Annotated in this window: 17 protein-coding genes; 7 read left to right on the top strand and 10 right to left on the bottom strand. The window is 33.3% G+C overall.

From position 1 onward, the window contains the following. Nucleotides 1–4: 4 nt before the first annotated feature. The 7 genes from B0A65_RS22035 (at nt 5) to B0A65_RS22005 (ending at nt 10357) form a co-directional block, all read left to right on the top strand. A complete protein-coding gene (locus B0A65_RS22035; RefSeq protein ID WP_074657405.1) occupies nt 5–1468 on the top strand; it encodes a RagB/SusD family nutrient uptake outer membrane protein in 1464 nt (487 codons plus the stop codon). A 74-nt stretch (nt 1469–1542) separates the two neighbouring features. Then, a complete protein-coding gene (locus B0A65_RS22030; RefSeq protein WP_074657408.1) occupies nt 1543–2916 on the top strand; it encodes a glucoamylase family protein in 1374 nt (457 codons plus the stop codon). Between the two features lie 11 nt (nt 2917–2927). Beyond that, nucleotides 2928–3641, top strand: a complete 714-nt coding sequence (locus B0A65_RS22025; RefSeq protein WP_074657410.1) for a carboxylesterase family protein — start codon at nt 2928–2930, stop codon at nt 3639–3641. Nucleotides 3642–3741: 100 nt separating this feature from the next. Next, on the top strand, nt 3742–6042 hold the full coding sequence (gene bglX / locus B0A65_RS22020) for a beta-glucosidase BglX (protein WP_074657413.1): 2301 nt from the start codon (nt 3742–3744) through the stop codon (nt 6040–6042). A gap of 94 nt (nt 6043–6136) precedes the next feature. Beyond that, nucleotides 6137–6922, top strand: coding sequence for a glycerophosphodiester phosphodiesterase family protein (locus B0A65_RS22015; RefSeq protein ID WP_074657415.1), 786 nt, complete (start codon nt 6137–6139; stop codon nt 6920–6922). Between the two features lie 32 nt (nt 6923–6954). Next, complete coding sequence (locus B0A65_RS22010; protein WP_074657418.1) at nt 6955–8883, top strand: discoidin domain-containing protein; 1929 nt, start codon at nt 6955–6957, stop codon at nt 8881–8883. A gap of 85 nt (nt 8884–8968) precedes the next feature. After that, nucleotides 8969–10357 (top strand): M28 family peptidase, encoded by a 1389-nt coding sequence (locus tag B0A65_RS22005; RefSeq protein WP_074658306.1) that lies wholly within the window; start codon nt 8969–8971, stop codon nt 10355–10357. A gap of 107 nt (nt 10358–10464) precedes the next feature. Here B0A65_RS22005 and B0A65_RS22000 read toward each other — a convergent pair whose 3' ends face one another. The 10 genes from B0A65_RS22000 to B0A65_RS21965 form a co-directional block, all read right to left on the bottom strand. After that, nucleotides 10465–11142 (bottom strand): YiiX family permuted papain-like enzyme, encoded by a 678-nt coding sequence (locus B0A65_RS22000; RefSeq protein ID WP_074657420.1) that lies wholly within the window; start codon nt 11140–11142, stop codon nt 10465–10467. 208 nt (nt 11143–11350) lie between these two features. Beyond that, the gene (locus B0A65_RS21995; protein WP_074657423.1) at nt 11351–12256 is read right to left on the bottom strand and encodes a hypothetical protein; all 906 of its coding nucleotides are present in this window, start codon (nt 12254–12256) and stop codon (nt 11351–11353) included. A gap of 17 nt (nt 12257–12273) precedes the next feature. After that, a complete protein-coding gene (kdsA, locus tag B0A65_RS21990; protein ID WP_074657426.1) occupies nt 12274–13092 on the bottom strand; it encodes a 3-deoxy-8-phosphooctulonate synthase in 819 nt (272 codons plus the stop codon). A 263-nt stretch (nt 13093–13355) separates the two neighbouring features. Beyond that, the gene (locus B0A65_RS21985) at nt 13356–14156 is read right to left on the bottom strand and encodes an arylamine N-acetyltransferase family protein (RefSeq protein ID WP_083370368.1); all 801 of its coding nucleotides are present in this window, start codon (nt 14154–14156) and stop codon (nt 13356–13358) included. A 124-nt stretch (nt 14157–14280) separates the two neighbouring features. After that, complete coding sequence (locus B0A65_RS23705; protein WP_394335687.1) at nt 14281–14496, bottom strand: DUF6169 family protein; 216 nt, start codon at nt 14494–14496, stop codon at nt 14281–14283. 136 nt (nt 14497–14632) lie between these two features. After that, complete coding sequence (locus B0A65_RS23380; RefSeq protein ID WP_207556479.1) at nt 14633–14782, bottom strand: hypothetical protein; 150 nt, start codon at nt 14780–14782, stop codon at nt 14633–14635. Between the two features lie 44 nt (nt 14783–14826). Continuing rightward, nucleotides 14827–15261, bottom strand: a complete 435-nt coding sequence (locus B0A65_RS21980; RefSeq protein ID WP_074657428.1) for a hypothetical protein — start codon at nt 15259–15261, stop codon at nt 14827–14829. 16 nt (nt 15262–15277) lie between these two features. Then, nucleotides 15278–15601 (bottom strand): hypothetical protein, encoded by a 324-nt coding sequence (locus B0A65_RS21975; protein ID WP_123890417.1) that lies wholly within the window; start codon nt 15599–15601, stop codon nt 15278–15280. A gap of 3 nt (nt 15602–15604) precedes the next feature. Beyond that, nucleotides 15605–15985 (bottom strand): hypothetical protein, encoded by a 381-nt coding sequence (locus B0A65_RS21970; RefSeq protein ID WP_089069665.1) that lies wholly within the window; start codon nt 15983–15985, stop codon nt 15605–15607. A gap of 4 nt (nt 15986–15989) precedes the next feature. Then, nucleotides 15990–17033 carry a leucine-rich repeat domain-containing protein gene (locus B0A65_RS21965; protein WP_074657436.1) on the bottom strand — a complete coding sequence of 348 codons (1044 nt, stop codon included), beginning with the start codon at nt 17031–17033 and terminating at the stop codon, nt 15990–15992. Nucleotides 17034–17046: the final 13 nt, after the last annotated feature.

Here is a 17046-nt window from a genome sequence, read left to right as displayed (position 1 = left end):
TATTATGAAAAGATTATATATATCAATGTTTGTACTTTCTGGATTGTTATTATCCGGATGTTCAGATGATTTTTTGGATGTTGAACCGACAGAAGCTATTCCTGCAGATCCTGCTTTGGTGAACAGTGATGCTGGAGCTTCAGGTTTTGTAACTGCAATTTACAATCAATTTTTAGGATGGGAAATGTCCTCTTTTGGATGGAATGCGGTTTCAAGTATTATTACTGATGACGCTGATAAAGGATCTGATCCCGGAGATGCTGGGGGAGATAAAGATATTATTGATGCTTTAACTTATAATGCTTCAACACCATCATTCCAATCCACTTGGGAGGCTAATTATGCTGGGATAAACAGATGTAATCAGGCATTGGCAATGTTTCCTAAATTAGATCAGGCAACACCTGGTTTAAAAGCGAGATTAGTTGGTGAAACAAAGTTTATGAGAGCTTTTATGTATTTTACTTTAGTAAAAGGATATGGTGGAGTACCAATTATAGATCATTTAGCTACAGTGCCAATATCTGAAGAAGATAGAAAAATGCAATTGACACGTAAATCAGTAGCAGAAGTTTATGCTTTTATAGAACAAGACTTAAATGACGCTATCGAAGCTTTGCCTTTAAAATCAGCCTATACTGGTGCAGATGTGGTTAGAGTTTCCAAAGGATCAGCGTATGCTTTATTAGCAAAAGTAAATTTATATCAAAAAAACTGGCAAAAAGTAATTGACAATTGTGATAATGTAACGGGTTACTCTTTGGTTTCTGATTATGCCGCACAATTTAAAAAAGAAGGAGAATTTGGTCCGGAATCAATTTTCGAAATTAATGGAGTAGGTTCTACTTCTACGCCTGGATTTGGAATTGGGAATTACTCTGTTTCTCAAGCGCCACGTGGTGCTGGAGGATGGGGTTGGGGTTTCAATACACCAACAGAAGGTTTAGCAAATGCTTATGAAGCAGGTGATGTAAGAAGAGCTGCAACCATTATTTTCCGTGGTTCAGTTTTATATGATGGAAGAGTAATACCTTCTACTGTAGCGAACCCAAGATACAATTATAAAGCGTATTCATCATCTTTTTATAATCAGGAATTTACAGATACAAATCTTAGATACTTAAGATATGCAGAAGTATTACTAATGAAAGCGGAAGCTTTGAACGAACTAGGACAAACGTCTGCAGCTATTCCATTAGTAAATATGATTCGTAAAAGAGCAGGTTTAGGCGATACTCCTTTTGTTTCTCAGGCTGACATTAGAAAAGCAATCTGGAAAGAAAGAAGATTAGAATTGGCTTTTGAGCATGACAGATGGTTTGATCTTGTTAGAACAGGACAAGCAGCAGCAGCTATGGCAGCAGATGGTAAAACTTTTGTTGTTGGAAAACATGAATTATGGCCTATTCCAACTTCATTCCTTAGAGAAGCAGGAGGACTTTCACAACAAAACCCTGGTGGTTACTAAGTAAAACTTCAAAAATCACTCTCTTCTTTTTGAAGGGAGTGATTTTTTAAATATGAATTTTTTAAAATTTTGCAATGATTAGATTATCAATTCTATTTAGTGTTATCACCCTTTTTGGCTGTGGTAAGCAAGAAAGTAAATCAAAGGAGGTTGCTGTCGAAAAGACTTCTGGCAAGCAATTGACAGACGACAAGCTTTTGGATGTAGTCGAAAAACAAACTTTTGCTTATTTCTGGAACTATGCTGAACCAAATTCAGGTTTAGCCAGAGAGCGTTTTCATCCTGATGGGAATTATCCTGAAAATGATGCCCATATTGTTACAACAGGAGGTTCAGGTTTTGGATTAATGGCTCTCGTTTCTGGTATGTCACGTGGTTATGTGACCAAAGAGAAAGGTGTTGAAAGACTAAATAAAATTGCCGATTTTCTTGCAAAAGCTGATCGTTTTCACGGTGCCTGGCCGCATTGGATGGATGGAAATACAGGAAAAGTAAAGCCATTTGGAATGAAAGATAACGGAGGAGATTTAGTTGAAACTTCGTTTTTAGTAGCAGGAATGATTACAGTTCGCGAATATTTAAAAACAGGTTCTGAGAAAGAAAAAGCAGTAGCTAAAAAATACGATGAACTTTGGAAAGGAGTAGAGTGGAGTTGGTTTACTAACAATAAAAATGTATTGTACTGGCATTGGTCGCCAACTTACGACTGGCAAATGAATTTTCCTTTGCAAGGGTACAATGAATGTTTGATTACTTATGTAATGGCAGCCTCTTCGCCAACGCATACAATTGATGCAAAAGTATATCACGAAGGTTGGGCTAGAAGTGGCGGAATCGTTTCTTCTAAAACCAAATATAATTTCCCTCTAATTTTAAAACACAATGGAGCAGAAGAATTCGGCGGACCTTTATTTTGGACTCATTATTCTTATTTAGGCTTAGATCCGAATCAATTAAGCGACAAATATGCGAATTATTGGGATCTAAATTCAAATCAGGTAAAAATTGACTATCAATATTGTATCGAAAATCCAAAGAAGTTTAAAGGTTATGGAGCTGATTATTGGGGACTAACAGCTTCCTATTCCAGAAATCCTGACGGTTCAGTAGGCTATGATGCACATATGCCAAGCAATGATAAAGGTGTTATTTCGCCAACAGCAGCAATTAGTTCAATTGTATATACGCCAAAAGAATCGATGGCTGTTATTCGAAATTTATACGAGAATCATAAAAAAGAAACTTGGGGTGAAGCTGGTTTTTATGATGCAGTAAGTTTGCAAAATAATTGGACAGCAAAAAGATATCTTGCAATTGATCAGGGGCCTGAAGTGGTTATGATTGAAAATTATCGTTCAGGTTTACTATGGAAATTATTCATGAATGCTCCTGAAGTTAAACAAGGTTTAGTAAAACTTGGATTTAAGTCTGAAAAATACGGATACTAATCAGTCATTTAATGAAATATAAAATAACGCTATTCATATTACTATTTTCCGTTTTGGGCTTCGCCCAAAGTGAAACGGTGGGATCAATAAAAACGGTTGCAGTTGTTAAACATGAATTAGGATATGCATTGCACAAACCGGCCAATTTAAAAGACAAAAAGCCTTTAATAGTTTTTATTTCCGGTGATGGAGAAAAAGGAACAGATATAGAAAAAGTAAAAATTCATGGACCTTTAAAATATTTGAAGACACATCAATTGGATGCGTATATTTTGGCTCCTCAATGTAAAGAAGACGAGAATTGGGACATTGAATCTATTAACGAATTGATTCTTAAAATTCAAAGAGAAAACAAAATAGACGCTGACAGAATATACATTACCGGTTTAAGTTCAGGTGGCTGGGCAGCATGGAATTTAGCGCTTTCTTATCCTGATAAGTTTGCGGCAATTGTCCCAATTTCAGGGTTTGTAGATTTAATTGACTTAGAAAGCGCTTGTAAAATTGCCAATATTCCAACGAGAATTTTTCATGGATTATTAGATGATGTAGTAAAGGTTGATTACGCTATAACCATTTACAAAGAATTAAAAAAATGCAATGCTAAAGATGTTCAATTGACCATTTTTGATGATGCAGGCCACGACAGCTGGTCAAGAGTTTATGACAATCCTGAAATTTATGACTGGATGTTTAAACAAATAAAAACGAATTCGAAGAAATAAAGAATAAAGAATATAGAATGAAATTACTGTGTTTCAAATTAGAAATAAAATGAAGAAAAGTGATTCCATTTTCCATTATAAATGCAAATATTAAATACACATGAAAAACAAATTAGTCTTGCTTTTTTTAGGATGTGCTGTTTTGGGTTATGCTCAAAAAAAGAACACTAAGAATACAGTAACAATTAAACCAAAATCAGAGTTTGTAGCTGAACTTTTGTCAAAAATGACATTAGACGAAAAATTGGGTCAGCTTAATTTACCAACTTCTGGAGATATTACGACAGGACAAGCAAACAGTTCTGATGTGGCTAAAAAAATTGCTGAAGGTAAAGTAGGTGGTTTATTCAATATTAAATCTGTTCAAAAAATTAAAGAAGTGCAAAAAATTGCTGTTGAAAAAAGCCGTTTAAAAATTCCATTGATTTTTGGTATGGATGTTATTCACGGTTACGAAACAACATTCCCAATTCCGTTAGGATTATCTTGTACATGGGATATGAATTTGATCGAAAGAAGTGCGCAAATTGCAGCTCAGGAAGCAAGTGCCGATGGGATTAACTGGACATTTTCTCCAATGGTAGATATCTCTCGTGATCCACGTTGGGGAAGAATTTCTGAAGGTTCAGGTGAAGATCCTTATTTAGGAAGTCAAATTGCAAAAGCAATGGTAAACGGATATCAGCAACATGATCTGTCGAAAAATAATTCGATTATGGCGTGTGTTAAACACTTTGCTTTGTATGGAGCACCAGAAGCAGGTCGTGATTACAATACTGTCGATATGAGTCATATCAAAATGTTCAATGATTATTTTCCTCCTTACAAAGCTGCAGTTGATGCTGGTGTAGGTACTGTAATGGCTTCTTTTAATGAAGTAGACGGAATTCCTGCGACAGGAAACAAATGGCTAATGACAGATGTTTTAAGAAAACAATGGGGTTTTAAAGGTTTCGTGGTAACTGATTTTACAGGAATAAACGAAATGATTGAACACGGAATGGGCGATTTACAAACTGTTTCAGCTCTATCTCTTAATGCCGGTGTTGAAATGGATATGGTTGGTGAAGGTTTCTTAACAACATTGAAAAAATCTTTAGAGGAGAAAAAAGTAACTATCGCGCAAATTGATAATGCTGTTAAACTTATTTTGGAAGCAAAATACGATTTAGGATTATTCCACGATCCATACAAATATTGCGATGAAAAAAGAGCTAAGACAGAGATTTTTACATCAGCAAGCAGAAAAGAAGCACGCCAGATTGCAGCGCAATCTTTGGTTTTATTAAAAAATCAAAATCAGGTATTGCCTCTTAAAAAGTCTGGAACGATTGCACTTATCGGACCATTGGCAGATGCAAAAGAAAACATGCCGGGAACCTGGAGTGTAGCTACTAAAATGGAAAATGCTATATCATTATTAGCGGGAATTAAAGAAGTAGCAGGATCTTCTACAAAAGTATTGTATGCAAAAGGAAGCAATTTAGATTACAATGAAACTTTCGAAACTAATGCAACAATGTTTGGTAAAACTTTGCACCGCGATGGCCGCTCTAAAGAAGAATTATTGGCAGAAGCTCTAAAAGTAGCGAACCAATCTGATGTAATTGTAGCAGCTCTTGGAGAATCTGCAGAAATGAGTGGAGAATCCAGCAGTCGTACAAATCTGGAAATTCCACAAGCTCAAAAAGATTTATTGAACGCTTTATTAAAAACAGGAAAACCAGTTGTTTTAGTTTTATTTGACGGTCGTCCGTTAGTGCTAAAAGAAGAAAACGAAACTGTTCCTGCTATTTTAAATGCTTGGTTTGCCGGTACTGAAGCTGGTTATGCAATTGCTGATGTTTTGTTTGGTGATGTAAACCCATCTGGGAAATTGACAACGACTTTTCCAAGAAGTGTTGGACAGGTGCCAATTTATTATGCACACAAAAATACAGGAAGACCATTGGCAAATACCGAAGGTAAATTCGAAAAATTCAGATCTAATTATTTAGATGAAAGAAATGAGCCATTGTTCCCATTTGGTTTCGGATTAAGCTATACCAATTTTGACTATTCAAACCTGAAAATTTCATCAGATAAGATGAGTGAAAGTGGAAAATTGAAGGTAACGGTTGATGTGACAAATACTGGAAATTATGATGGAAAAGAAACCGTTCAATTATATATTAGAGATATAGTAGGTTCAGTAACAAGACCCGTTAGAGAATTGAAAAATTTCCAAAAAATAACCCTTAAAAAAGGGGAGAAACAAACTGTGACATTTGATATCACGGTTGAAGAATTAAAATTTTATAATTCTGACTTACAATTCGTAGCAGAACCTGGACAGTTTGATGTTTTCGTTGGAGGAAACTCAGCTGCAGATAAGAAAGTTAGTTTTGAGTTAACTAAATAGTTGGTTTGTTAGATTAGTAATTAGCCCTTCGTCTGGTTAACGAAGGGCTTTTTCATAAAATGAACTTTTTTAAAAATGATAAAAATTTAAAACAATGAAAATTTCTAACGTATTTCAAGTATTTGTTTTATTAATAATTACAATTATTTTTCATTCTTGTGGGGTGGAAAAAAACGCTATTGTCGCACATCGTGGAGCCTGGAAAAAAAATAATCTTCCTGAAAATTCTATAGCTTCTTTGAGACATGCGATCGATTTAAAACTTCAGGGTTCTGAATTTGATGTCTGGAGAACTGCTGATGATTCGCTTGTAATCAATCACGATGCGCATTATAACAAATTACTTATCGAAGAAACAAATTATGCAGATTTAATAACGTTTAAACTTGCAAACGGAGAAAAGCTTCCAACGCTGCACGAGTATATTACTGAGGGAAAGAAAAACAATAAACATACGCTCTTGGTTTGTGAAATAAAACCTTCAGAAATAAGCAAGGAAAGAGGAAAGAAGACAGCTTTATTAACTGTTGAAACTATTAAGAAACTTAAAGCAGATAAAATTACCTGTTACATAAGTTTTGATTATGATATTCTAAAAAAAATTAGAGAAGTGGATCAGAAAACAGTTTTACAATATCTGGAAGGGAATAAATCTCCAAAAGAGGTAAAATTAGATCAAATTTCGGGAGTTGATTATCATTTTTCTGTTTTTAAAAAACATCCTGAATGGATTAAGGAAGCAAAAGAAAATAATATAATACTGAATGCCTGGACTGTTAACGAAGCTTCTGATATGGATTGGATTATTGATCATAAATTCAATTACATAACGACAAATGAACCAGAACTATTAAAAGAAAGATTAAAAGGGAAAAAGTAATCTTTTTAAGCTTTACAAATAAATATCAAATCATGAAAAAAGCATATCAATTCACACTGCCAATTCTATTGTTTTTGATGATTTTCAATAACAATGTTTATGCACAGAAACCAAATATTACTGGTAAAACAGAATGGTTCGATCCGAATAAACCGGCAACAACTTATTGCAATCCAATAAACATAGGATATAATTATACGACAAACAATCACAACGGAATTCCTGAATCTCGCCGTTCCAGTGCAGATCCGGTTATTATTACATATAAAAATGAATATTATTTATTCGCAACAAATCAGGCAGGATTCTTTTGGAGCAAGGACATGTCTGATTGGAAATTTGTTTACGGAAGTTTTCAAAGAAAACCAGGAGATGATGATCAATGTGCACCAGCGGCATGGGTTGTAAATGATACTTTGTTTTATGTAGGTTCTACCTGGAAAAGAGATCATCCAATCTGGAAAACGGCCGATCCAAAATCTGGACAATGGTTAAGACACGTTGATAAAGCAATGTTGCCAACCTGGGACCCTGCCATCTTTCAGGATGACGATAAAAAAGTATATATGTATTACGGTTCAAGCGGAAAATTACCCCTGGTTGGTGTAGAGGTGGATTATAATACCTGGCTTCCAAAAGGTAATCAGGCTGATTACGATAAATTATACAAAGCGACAGAAGTTGAAGATATTCAGCGTCCATATGGTCAGATAAAAGAAGTGGCTATTCTGGATCCTTCCAATCATGGGTGGGAGCGTTTTGGACCTAATAATGATATGGAACCTGCACCTTGGGGAAATTTTATTGAAGGTGCGTGGATGACCAAACATAATGGTAAATATTATATGCAATATGGTGCGCCGGCGACTGAATTTAAAGGTTATGCCAATGGTGTTCATGTTGGAGATAATCCTTTGGGACCATTTACGTATCAAAAACACAATCCGATGTCATACAAACCTGGTGGTTTTGTTATTGGAGCCGGACACGGAAATACGTTTGCAGATAATTATGGAAATTATTGGAATACCGGAACTTGTAAAATATCAATTAAAGACCGTTTTGAGCGTCGTATTGATATGTTTCCTGCAGGTTTTGATAAGGATGATGTAATGTATTCCATTACAGCGTATGGCGATTTCCCAATTGTGTTGCCAACAAGTCAGAGAAATCAGGAAAAAGGAGCTTCTTCAGGATGGATGTTACTTTCTTATAAAAAGCCAGTTACAACTTCTTCTTCTGAGGAATGCATGGAAGTAGAAACACACAGAATGGATAATGGTGGTAAAAAAGTCTATGAAAAATTCTGTTACGGTGCTGAAAATTTAACCGATGAAAACATTCAAACCTATTGGTCAGCGAAAACGGATGCACCTGGCGAGTGGTTACAACTTGATTTGGGTAGGTCAATGGAAATAAAAGCTTTGCAAATCAATTATGCAGATCATAAAGCAACACAGTTTAACAAGGCTATGGATATTTATTATCAATATAAAATCTTAATGTCTGATGATGCTCAGAACTGGACGTTAGTAGTAGATAAATCTCAAAATGCAAAAGACGTTCCGCATGATTATGTAGAGTTGACAAGGGCAATTAAAGCGCGTTATATTAAAATGATAAACATTCATAATGCTTCAGGATTATTTGCAGTTTCAGATTTCAGAGTTTTCGGAAATGGATTGGCGGTAAAACCAAAAGCCGTTTCAAGTTTTAAAGTCGCCAGAAATGTAAAAGATTCCCGAAATGCAATGTTTAGCTGGAAAAAACAGCCAGATGCAGTAGGTTATAACATTTATTACGGCATAAGTCCTGATAAATTATACAACAGTATTATGGTGTATGATCAGGCTTCATACGATTTTAGAGGTTTAGATAAAGGCACAAAATATTACTTTACAATTGAGGCATTTAATGAAAATGGAATTGGTGCGCAAAACAAGTTAATAGAGGTAAAATAATTTGATAAAAGTTGCAATGAAATCTGTGGCAGTTCTAAAGAATTTTGTTCCTTTGTGCAACAACCCAAAAAACATAATTAAACCTATGAAAAAAACGATTCTTTTAACTGTTTTAGTTTTAAACGGATTGACATCTTTTGCACAGTCAAATGATGAAAAAAACATCAAATTATTCTATAAAAAGGCTTTAACCGAGTCAAAATGCTATACCTGGCTAGAGTATTTATCTAATGATATCGGAAGCCGTTTATCAGGTTCTCCAAGTGCAGCAGCTGCAATACAATACACAAAACATCAATTAGAAACGCTGGGACTTGATAAAGTATATCTTCAGGAAGTGATGGTGCCTCATTGGGTTCGTGGCGAAAAAGAAGCCGCTTACATTTTAGATAATAAAATTAAAACTGTAGTGCCAATTTGCGCTTTAGGAGGATCTGTTGCAACTGCAAAAACAGGACTTACAGCTGAAGTAGTTGAAGTACAGGGTATTGATGAGTTAAAAACTTTAGGAGATAAAGTAAAAGGGAAAATTGTGTTTTTTAACAGACCAATGAATCCAGAAAATATCGAAACTTTTACATCATACGGTGCTTGTGTAGATCAAAGATTTGCGGGAGCAAAAGAGGCAGCTAAATTTGGAGCTGTAGGAACTATTGTTCGTTCAATGAACTTGCGTTTAGACGATTTTCCACATACTGGCGCGCAAAGTTATGGTGATTTGCCAAAAGAGCAATATATTCCAACTGCTGCAATAAGTACAAATGGAGCCGAATTATTAAGTAAATCTCTAAAAGTTAATCCTGCTTTAAAGTTTTATTTTAAACAATCTTGTGAGACTTTACCAGATGTATTGTCTTATAATGTAATTGGTGAATTGACAGGAACAGTTACTCCGGAGAATATTATAGTTGTTGGTGGCCACTTAGATTCCTGGGATCTTGCAGATGGTTCTCATGACGATGGAGCAGGAGTAGTACAAAGTATGGAAGTTGTTCGTATTCTTAAAAACTTAAATTACAAACCAAAAAATACAATTCGTGCTGTATTATTCATGAACGAAGAAAACGGTGGAAAAGGCGGTGCTAAATATGAAGAAGTGGCCAAACAAAATAAAGAAAATCATATTTTGGCTGTAGAAAGTGATTCAGGCGGATTTACTCCAAGAGGATTTTCAATACAAGCTGATGATGCTAATTTTAAAAAAATACAAGGATTTAAAGACTTTTTTGAGCCTTATCTTGTACACAGTTTCACTATTGGTCATGCAGGTTCAGATATTGATCATTTAACGTCTAAAACAATCGTTAAAGCAGGTTTAAAACCAGATTCACAACGTTATTTTGATTATCATCATGCAGCAAATGATAAATTTGATGCCATTAACAAAAGAGAGTTAGAACTTGGAGCGGCAACGATGACATCATTAATTTATTTAATTGATCAAACCGGAATTATTCTTCCGACAGCAAATTAAGATTCAAAAAAATAGAATGAAAAAAAGCGATGAGTAATCATCGCTTTTTTTATTTGAAAAATAGCTGTGTAAATCAGTTCTATCTGCACAATCGGTAGACTAAAATATTAGTAAGTATCAATTACAGTTTTCAATAAATCAGAAGCAACAAGATCAGAAGGCGCAACGACTTTCTCGTCAAGCGGAATATCATTTCCATATCGCTCTTTCAATATTTTCTGCACTCTTTCATCAGTTAAATTAAAATCCTCCAATTGTTTTAATTTTGATAATTCTATTCCGGCGCCGTTTTTATAGATTTTCCAGACTAATTCTGAACAATAGATTCGATTGTCGGTCCATTCAAAATAGGCATCGTATTCCTTGCCCAGAAGTTTTTTACCATACGTTTTCATTTTATCAAGTGTTTCGGTATTCAAAACAGTTTCGGCATTTTTGAGTCTCTTTACCACATATTTATGATCTTTTCCGTGAGCAATCCATTCTTCAAGAGGTGTTATTTTTACAGGCTGTACCGCTTCTAAAACAAATTTTCCGCCATTAACAAAGAAAATAATTCCGCAGTGCGAAAACTTAGAATTGGTAGCAATTCTTACTGCTTCACACTGTTTAGATTCTGATGTTTGAAAAATGATATCTCCATCCTGAATTTTATTAGCTAGATTATTTTCTGTTTTTGTTCCTGAAAAAGGATTGTTTGGAAAAACCTTCATCGCTACAAACAAAGCACATCCAAAACTGAGCAAAAAGGTAATTATGGGAAATAGATATTTTGATTTTTTCATCTTATGGTATTAACTTGTTTTAATAAAAGTATCAATTAAAGTTTTTTACAAAATAGTAAAACTTAAATTTATATAGCTAAAGCTTAAAAAAACTTTGCAACTTTGCGTCTTTGCTGGATTCTTTTCTCATGCAAAGCTTAGCAAATAAAAAGCAAAAAAAAATAGTTACCAAAATGATAACTATTTTTTAAATATGTTTTATGAAATATTAGATTCTAAAAATTCCACCAACAGCAATAATTCTTTGAAAAAAGAAAAAGTCTTGCGAAGCTTTGTCTTCATTACTTACTGTCGTTCTAATGTCCTGCATATTGATGTAACCACCTTTTAACTCCCCTTGCAAGTAAAAATACTTGAAGAAAGTAAAGTTGATTCCGGCTTTTGCAGAAAGTCCGTAACCAGAAATGTGAAAATCGTCATGACGTTCCATTCCTAATAAGGTTGTATTAGTTTTTGGGTATAAAACTCCGGCACCTAATCCTTCTGTTAAGTTAATCTGAACTTTATCTGTATTTGGCAAACCAAACCATTTCGAAATATCGTCATGTCTGGAAACCTCTGTATTAATATAGTTCAAACCATCTGTATGTTCGTACATTAAAAAAGCAGGAGGAGTTCCCTGAGCAACACCTTTATCATAGCCACCTTCGATAGCACCATATAGAGACATATCTACAGGTGTATTATTGTAAACTCCGTTGTAATAGGATCCAGCTTGATCTGCTGGTAAATTTATAGTACCAGTAACATTAGCTATTTGATTCTGAGTCATTACATATTTCATGTGATCCCAACCAATCGACACGCTGTAATGGTCGTTAAAGAAATATCCCATTCTAAAATTAGTTTGGGGAATAGTCATGTTAGCTGGATTTACATAATCAATATGATATCCTTTTGGCTTGTCGTGAGCTTTCATATCAGCAACCGTAAAGTTGTAATCTTTTCCTCTGAAGTTTACATCAGATTCAGTATAACTGTCTCTGTTACCACCCCATGAAACGAAGAATTTCCCTTTATTATGTGCTGTGTATCTTTCTACTGCGATTTCTTGCTGAGCAAAAGTGTTTAATGAAAAACACACCAGGAAGAAAAATAAAATATTTGTTTTCAATGAACGTGTATTAAAAATTAGAATGAATTAACTGTTTTTCTAATGGCAACCAATTTGGTCATTAAACCTTCAAAATAGTCTAAATGAAGCATATTAGCGCCATCACTTTTTGCGTTAGCAGGGTCAAAATGAGTTTCGATAAAAATACCATCAACACCCACGGCAATACCCGCTTTGGCAACAGTTTCAATCATGTCAGGTCTTCCGCCCGTAACACCGGCAGTTTGGTTAGGTTGTTGTAATGAATGGGTAACATCCAAAACTGTACTTGCATATTGTTGCATAGTAGGAATTCCTCTAAAATCAACAATCATGTCCTGGTAACCAAACATAGTACCACGATCTGTAACGATAACATTTTCATTATTACAGTCTAATACTTTTTGAACGGCATGTTTCATGCTCTCCGGACTCATAAATTGTCCTTTTTTCAGGTTCACCACTTTTCCTGTGTTAGCCGCAGCAACAACAAGATCAGTCTGGCGTACTAAGAAGGCCGGAATTTGCAATACATCAACAAATTGCGCCGCCATTTCAGCATCTTCATTGGTATGAATATCTGTTACAGTCGGAACGTGAAAAGTCTCCGAAACTTTTCTTAAAATTTTTAATGCTTTTTCGTCACCAATTCCAGAAAAACTATCGATTCTTGAACGGTTGGCTTTTTTAAAAGATCCTTTAAATACATAAGGGATCTGAAGTTTGTCGGTAATACCAACTAATTTTTCAGCAATTCTCATAGCCATTTCTTCTCCTTCAATAGCGCAAGGTCCCGCCAACAAAAAGAAATTACCACTATCTGTATGCTTAATTTGTGGAATATGTTGTATGTTCATAATATGATTTTTTGACAGTGCAAAGGTAGTTATGATTTATGAATAGCGGATGAGGATTTAAGATTATTTTAAGAAGCTGATCCTGCTATGCACTCCAATCTTTTTCTCCAAATCCTTTTTTTATTGGTCTTTGCAGGAGCTTCCGTTGGTCGCTCTGCAAAAACCATAAATAATAGGCTTTCTCAAAAAAGGATTTCCATTGCTATCAGGGCTAATGGTTTAGTGGAATTTTGAGTTTTTAAGAAGTTTTGAATTAGTAAGTATTAAGATTTTTCCAGTCTCAAATTAAATTCAGTTTCCAGGATAGTATTCAATTGACTATCCTCAAAAGAAAAAATTTCAGAGACCCCATTTGTCATTACTTTTAAGGAATTTTTAGATACTATTTTTTTTCCCAACGGATTTTGTAAAACCACAATTAATTTTTGGGTAAAAACCGAATCCGGATGCGAGTAATTGTAATAATTGGCAGGCTTAAAATCGATCCATCTTTGTGGTGCCAAATCAAACGAATATAAATTAGTCCATTCTTGTCCTATTAGTATTTGCAGTAGATAATCATTATCTTCTGTTTTAACCAACGTAAAAGTGTCAGAATCATGCTGAATCTCAGTTGCAACTTCACTCAGTTTTAAAGGCTTTCTAATACTATTTCCTCCAAAACCTAAATCAATCAGAAAATCTTCATTTTCGATAGTGGCAATAATTCCTAAATGTGTTTTAGCATTTTGCCCCGGATTTACCAAAGGACGTGCCGCAACATAATAATGGGGAATCCCAATTTCCTGCAAAGCCAAAGAAAACAAACCATTGATCTGATAGCAATAACCACCTCGTTTTAGATTCACAATTTGATTTACAATATCATCTCCATTAAGCGATATTACTTTTCCGGCCTGAACATCAATATTTTCAAAAGGAACGCTGAACAATTGAGAGCGCATTAATTTTGTAATGCCTTCAATATTCAATTCAATTTCACCTGAAAATTTAATTCTGTCTAAGTATTGCTGTAAATTGAAATTTTCTGCTTCAATTTTATATTGATTTTTTGATGGTGTCATTATTTCTCGTTTAAAATTTCTTGAATTGTATTAAATACTTCAAGTATGGTTTCTTTGTTCTGATTGTCCTGATGATATAAGAGAGAAGAGTAAATTATAAAATTCTGGTCATTAGAAAAACAAGTTATAATGTTGTCTTTTTTACAATAGTGGTCATAAGACCACTATTTTTGTACCATCTGTTGAAAGTATTAAATCGTTTAATTCCTTTTTTATCCTTATCATCACAAACGTAAATCATTGCGTTCTGTGAATTTATAAAAAATGCACTAATTATAGCTTGTATAGTTGACGAAACTTTAGCATCAAATCGTTCAGTTTCATCATTAACTTTTTCAATTACAATTTGAAAAACATTGTTGATTTCAAATCCTTATACAGTACTAAACGTTTCATCTTGTATAAATGCAATACGATACTCTATTGCATTTTTTGTAGAAAAATAGAAGAATTGAGAATCTTCATTAAAATAATAATTATAGGGGATTGGCAAGTTTAATTCCTTTTTCTTTTAATGATTCTATGGAAGCTTTACCTTTCAAAAAAGAACGCACGGCATTTTTATCAGCAACCATTTTAGCTACAGATTCAATTACCGTTTGTTTATTTGTTGTAATCTTTTTCATACTGCAAATTTAAAAAGAATGTTTTAATTAAAGCAAAAAATCAATTATTTTTTTAGAAATCTCACATAAAATATCCAAAAGAGAATTTGTCCAACAAAAAATAAAACATTCATAAAAATATGAATAAAGACCACAATTTGAATTTGATGGATAACGTATTCTGGATTGAAGGTAAGCAGGTCATAAAGATTTATTTTACCAAATAATACTCCAGGAAAAGTTAACGAAAAATGGATTAAGAATTTCTTATAACTAATCTCTTTACTTAATTTTGAAAGCTTCCAATAATGAAATGTTACAATGCTTAAAATTATAAACTTGATCAAATTTGAAATTATTTGACCTGGAATAATAGTAGTATGCCATCCCGGAATTATCGAATAGAAAAAATCAGAATTTATAGTTAGAATAGCAATGTAATAAGGAAATACTGCCAGTGATAAAAGGGTGAAAATTATAAAAGCTGATTTTGTTTTCATTATAATTTATGTAGGCTTAGCTTATTAGCTTTCGCTGTTTTATAAAATATTGTACGGCGATAGTCACTAGTAACACAATAGTCAAAAATAGTAGAAGAAATATAAGACCCGCTATAGCAGTCAGACATCTGGCTTTGTCTGGATGCTCATCAAAATATTTTGAAAAATTATAATAAGCAACGCCAAAAATAGCACTTGAAAAAAGTATTTGCAAAATGAAACTTGTCAAAGACACTTTTCCAAACGTCATCGGCGTAGTTTTTCGAATGGCTTTTGTTCCATATACAAATTGAAACAATAAAGGTAGTATCATTAAGATTAGAGATAGTAGTCCTAACATAAATTAGTTTTTTATAATGGTTTCTATCAGCTTTTTCTTTTTTAGTTTCATGATTTTTTCGAAACTTAATGTTTTAATTTTTAATTCCTTTTCACTTCTAAAAACTTCATATTTATTCTCTTTTTGATTTACATAAATTAATTCATATAAATCTAAAGTGTCATTTTCCTTTGTAATAACATCAGCTCTTTTCCAACCTTTTGTAATTATACCAAACTTTTGAGTTTGTTTATTTACAATAATATCGCCACTTTTTGAATCAAAATAAACTTCTTGTAAATCGCCATAATGATCGTCAATTTCCATAGCATATAAGCCGTAAGCAACAAGCCCGCAAATAATAAGTAATAATATCGAAGTAATTAGAAGAATTTTTTTCAGCATCGTTTTATGATTTTGGAGCTAAATCATCTATGTCGTCTTTGGTAATTTTAATTTTCGACAATGATACTTTATCACAGAAAACCCTTGTTAGTTTACCATTTTTTATATTTAGGGTTTTTATAGGATTATAATGAATGTACAAGATTTGGGGCTGTGTAGCTTCAGAATCTTTAACACCAATCCAATTGCTCAGGTCAAGTTCAGTTAATTTGTTTTTTTCTAAAAAAATGCTCGCTAACTTGTTGTTATTTTCTGTTTTGAATGACGTTAAATTGTTTTGAGTTAATTCTAAATAAACAAGATCATTCAGTTTTGAGATGTCTATTTTGTCAATCTGATTTTCTGATAATCGCAGTTTTTTCAGATTAGGAACATGTTGCAAACCAATAGAACTTAACTGATTCGTATTTAAACTTACCGTTTCAAGCACAGTTGAATTTGGTAAAATTATGTTTGAAATGCGATTTCCGTCTAAATATAAATATTTCAAATTGAGCAAAGAATCTACAGAAATTTCATAAAGCATACTATTGTAAATCTGAATATCTTCGGCTTTTTGTAATGAATTTAGATTTAGAGAACCTAAATTTCCTTTGTTAATAAAGATATTTTGAATGTTGACGGACTTATCTATTTTTAAAACTTCTATAGGACTGTCTATTATTTTAATTTGAGAAAGAGTAGCTAAATCATGCGCCATTAGATTTTTTAAATTAAAATTTGATGCCAGATAAAGACTCTTTAAATTCTTGAAACTTGATAAATCCAGTGTTTCAAGTTTACTGCTCGTCAAAGACAAACTTTCAATATTTGAGAATTTTAATAATTCGGTTGAACTAATTTCTCCATTTATTTTTAAGTCTACAACATTTTTTTTCTCATCATCATCTAATGCGCCATTTTTATTACGGTCATATTTTTCCAGTATATTGGAGAGATTTTTTAACTCGAAGTTTTTTTGATTTGATATTAAGCGATCATTATCTTCTGTTTGTGAGAAAACGCTAAAAGTAATAGTTAGTAATAGTATACAGCTGTAAAATTTCATGTATTTCTTTTGG

This window comes from Flavobacterium frigidimaris (assembly GCF_002217275.1).
In the GTDB taxonomy this organism is placed as follows: domain Bacteria; phylum Bacteroidota; class Bacteroidia; order Flavobacteriales; family Flavobacteriaceae; genus Flavobacterium; species Flavobacterium aquidurense.
This window is presented reverse-complemented; position numbering and strand designations above follow the sequence as displayed.

Coding starts and splice junctions, on each gene's coding strand:
- B0A65_RS22035 (WP_074657405.1), top strand. CDS start 5: ATGAAAAGATTATATATATCAATGTTTGTACTTTCTGGATTGTTATTA.
- B0A65_RS22030 (WP_074657408.1), top strand. CDS start 1,543: ATGATTAGATTATCAATTCTATTTAGTGTTATCACCCTTTTTGGCTGT.
- B0A65_RS22025 (WP_074657410.1), top strand. CDS start 2,928: ATGAAATATAAAATAACGCTATTCATATTACTATTTTCCGTTTTGGGC.
- bglX (WP_074657413.1), top strand. CDS start 3,742: ATGAAAAACAAATTAGTCTTGCTTTTTTTAGGATGTGCTGTTTTGGGT.
- B0A65_RS22015 (WP_074657415.1), top strand. CDS start 6,137: ATGAAAATTTCTAACGTATTTCAAGTATTTGTTTTATTAATAATTACA.
- B0A65_RS22010 (WP_074657418.1), top strand. CDS start 6,955: ATGAAAAAAGCATATCAATTCACACTGCCAATTCTATTGTTTTTGATG.
- B0A65_RS22005 (WP_074658306.1), top strand. CDS start 8,969: ATGAAAAAAACGATTCTTTTAACTGTTTTAGTTTTAAACGGATTGACA.
- B0A65_RS22000 (WP_074657420.1), bottom strand. CDS start 11,142: ATGAAAAAATCAAAATATCTATTTCCCATAATTACCTTTTTGCTCAGT.
- kdsA (WP_074657426.1), bottom strand. CDS start 13,092: ATGAACATACAACATATTCCACAAATTAAGCATACAGATAGTGGTAAT.
- B0A65_RS21985 (WP_083370368.1), bottom strand. CDS start 14,156: ATGACACCATCAAAAAATCAATATAAAATTGAAGCAGAAAATTTCAAT.
- B0A65_RS23380 (WP_207556479.1), bottom strand. CDS start 14,782: ATGAAAAAGATTACAACAAATAAACAAACGGTAATTGAATCTGTAGCT.
- B0A65_RS21980 (WP_074657428.1), bottom strand. CDS start 15,261: ATGAAAACAAAATCAGCTTTTATAATTTTCACCCTTTTATCACTGGCA.
- B0A65_RS21975 (WP_123890417.1), bottom strand. CDS start 15,601: ATGTTAGGACTACTATCTCTAATCTTAATGATACTACCTTTATTGTTT.
- B0A65_RS21970 (WP_089069665.1), bottom strand. CDS start 15,985: ATGCTGAAAAAAATTCTTCTAATTACTTCGATATTATTACTTATTATT.
- B0A65_RS21965 (WP_074657436.1), bottom strand. CDS start 17,033: ATGAAATTTTACAGCTGTATACTATTACTAACTATTACTTTTAGCGTT.